Below are 3,171 nucleotides of genomic sequence, written 5' to 3'. Positions count from 1 at the left end.
CAAAATCCTGGGCAACTTTTTGTTGCTCAGGAACTTATAAATAAAGTTAAATTATAGTGTTGCGGAATTAAGGGTATGGACTTTAATAAAGCTCGATTATTATATCTTATCGTATTTTTCCTGTATTCCGGCCTAAGTGTGTCCGGACAATCGATTCATGTTTCAGGAAGAGTACTTCAACAAAATACGCAAACACCTGTTGAGTTTGCTAATGTCGTTCTATTCAAACAAGATTCAGTCTTTCTGAAAGGAACAACGACAGACACTATCGGAAGATTTGAATTTGAAAATCTTCCCACAGATAATTATGTGCTGTCAGTATCCTGTTTAGGATTTGAAACAAAGCGGATTTTGATACAGAATCTGACGGAATCAGCACAAATAGATGTGTATTTGAATGAAAATGTTTTGTTACTTGGGGAAGTGGTGATTTCTGCTTCTTCCACAATAAACAAGATTAACCAACGGATTGTGTTCCCGACAAAATTGCAAATCAGCCATTCTGCCAACGGAATGCAATTGCTGAATACAATGATGCTTCCCGGCTTGAACATCAATCCGATGCTGAATACGATTTCATCATCCGACGGCGGGAAAGTCATTTTGCAGATTAACGGCGTAAATACCACGCCGGAAGAAATTCAGACCTTGCAACCCCGCCAAATCAAGCGGATAGAATATTCGGATTATGCAGGTATCCGATACGGACATGCTTCCAAAGTTATCAACTACGTGGTAGTAAGGGATGATAAAGGCGGTGTTGTTGGTGTGGATTTGATGAACTCGCTGAATATCCTTGCAGGGGGCGATGTTTTCTTTGCCAAATTCAACAAAGGAAAATCGGAATATGCTTTGAACTACACCGCAACGTTTCAACGCATCAACACGAATAACAGAAATCGCACAGGTAGTTATCAGTTTGAAAATTCATCCCCTATATTGAGGGAAGAAATCAGTGCCGGAGGTGATTATTCGTACCAAATGCATGATTTTTCGCTGACATACAACTATCAGCAGAGCGATTCGGCTTTTTTCAATGCCAAGTTGAAATATAATCTGAGCAATCAGCCTCACAACGATTTCAACAGTTTTCTAAAAGAGAATGGCACGGACAAAGGGTTGATTTTTGACGGAAGTCAGCAAAAAATTAATGTTCCTACCATCGACTTGTATTACCAGTATGGTTTACCCAAAAATCAGAAAATATATGCTAATGTGGTGGGGAGTTATGCGAACGCAGCATCTTCGCGGAATTACTGCGAATACAACGATGTTGATACTCTTTTCAGCGAACGTTCGGAACTGTTTTCCGATAAATATTCACTGATTGCCGAAGGCATATACGAAAAAGGATTTGCCCATGGAAATTTGAAATTCGGGATAAAACATATTCAGTCGTTTACAGAGCAGACAATTAATCAGGGCGAGGAATTCAAATCGGATTTGAATCAGGCGGAATCGTCGGTTTTTGCAGAGTGGTTTTATAGTAAGGGCAAATTCAGCTATAGCTTGGGACTTCGCCTGAATCGCCTGCATTTTTCCAATGTATCTGTTACCAAAAGCTATTACCATTTCTTACCCAAAGCGATGGTTGGCTATCGGTTCAGTGATAATTCTTTTATCCGGTATGATGCGGAGATGAGTCAAACGAATCCAACCCTGATGGAGTTGGCCGACACGGAAATCCGTCTTGACTCGTATCTTGCCGAGAAAGGGAATCTGTTGCTTCAACCGTACCTGAATCTGAATAATAATTTATATTACGAAAACAGAAAAGGGTTGTTCGCTTTCAATGCAAGCCTGCATCATCACTACAAACACAATCCTATCATGGAATCGAAAAGAGAACATGGAAATGTGTTCCTGACAATGCCCGAAAACATGAAAGATTGGAATAAGTATAATGCGGAGATAACATTGAAAGTAGGGATGATAAAAAACTTCCTGCAATTTTCGGTTACAGGAGGCTTCAACCACTTTGACAGTCGTGGGAACAACTATTCGCATACCCATTCTAATTTTTATTACAGGGCAGATGTTTTGGCAATGTATAAGAAATGGATGCTGATAGGCCAGCTACAGCCTTTTGACGAAAGGTTATACGGCGAAACCGTCATAAAGGATGGTAATTATCACTACTTGGCTATCCGGTACAATGCGACTAATTTTTCTTTTGGCATAGGTGCGTTCAATCCGTTTAAGAATGTTTCCCGAACCATTATGGAAAACAAAAATGCACAAGCGCCTTTCCGAAGAGAAAGTTTTAGCGATGCATCCCGAATTCTCGTTGCCACGCTCACTTGGAATTTTAATTTCGGAAAAACTCATCTTGTCGGTACTAAATCGCTGAATAATCAGGATACCGACTACGGAATCAAAGGAAGTTATAAGTAAGATTAGGTGTTGATTTCAACAAATTCTGTATTATGTATTTCTGGCAAATCTATCACTAATTATCTTTCAGCGACATGTTGTTGCTTCGCGTTCACTGAATCCTATCGGAATTCAGTGAACGCCTTTGTGTGTCGTCAACTGACGATATCATCCTTTTTTTTACTCAAAATCAATAAAAATGAAAGATAAGATAAAAAACATTGCAGAAAAATTAGAACATCAAATCAGGATGCATGAACTCGATTTAAATGACAGGATTAAAGATATTCCTCAAATAATATTGCTGTTGGAACAGGGGTTCTCGGAATTGAAAGAAATAGTTTCGTTTTATAAGTTCAAAAGTGAAATGGATGAAATATTCTTTTTCAAGATAATAAAACCCAAGTTTTTTAGTAAACTAATCTATTACAGGAAAGTGTATAACATCGAAATGATGCGCCCCAACGGACAAGATTGTGTGCTGAAAAATTATTTCATCAATGAACTGAATCAGTTAGAGAATTTCTACAATAAGAACATTGATTTCTATAAATACTACCGTTCGGGAAGTATGCATTTGGATAAGTACTTTTTTCTGAGAGGAAAACAAGATATTCAAATGACAATGGAAACATTTTATTTTGAAAGAGACCCTAATTTTTCTACGATTTGCGATTTTAAAGTTGCAAAAATAGTAGCAAACGAAATGTTGCGAATTTATCTGAATCCTAAAATCCGCAACTATCATCCAATACACGATTAAGGGTAGATTTATGAGTCGTTAGTAGCAGCTTTCAG

General features: G+C 38.0%; 2 protein-coding genes. Both read left to right on the top strand.

The genetic code is table 11. The features are described 5' to 3' along the window. Positions 1–75: 75 nt before the first annotated feature. The gene (locus I6E38_RS14505) at positions 76–2,394 is read left to right on the top strand and encodes a TonB-dependent receptor (RefSeq protein WP_044064959.1); all 2,319 of its coding nucleotides are present in this window, start codon (positions 76–78) and stop codon (positions 2,392–2,394) included. Positions 2,395–2,572: 178 nt separating this feature from the next. After that, positions 2,573–3,136, top strand: a complete 564-nt coding sequence (locus tag I6E38_RS14500; protein WP_094465892.1) for an RteC domain-containing protein — start codon at positions 2,573–2,575, stop codon at positions 3,134–3,136. The last annotated feature ends 35 nt before the right edge of the window (positions 3,137–3,171 follow it).

It is taken from the genome of Leyella stercorea, from assembly GCF_021531355.1.
GTDB lineage: Bacteria > Bacteroidota > Bacteroidia > Bacteroidales > Bacteroidaceae > Prevotella.
Note: the sequence above shows the minus strand (reverse complement) of the source record. Positions and strands in the feature narration are given on the sequence as shown.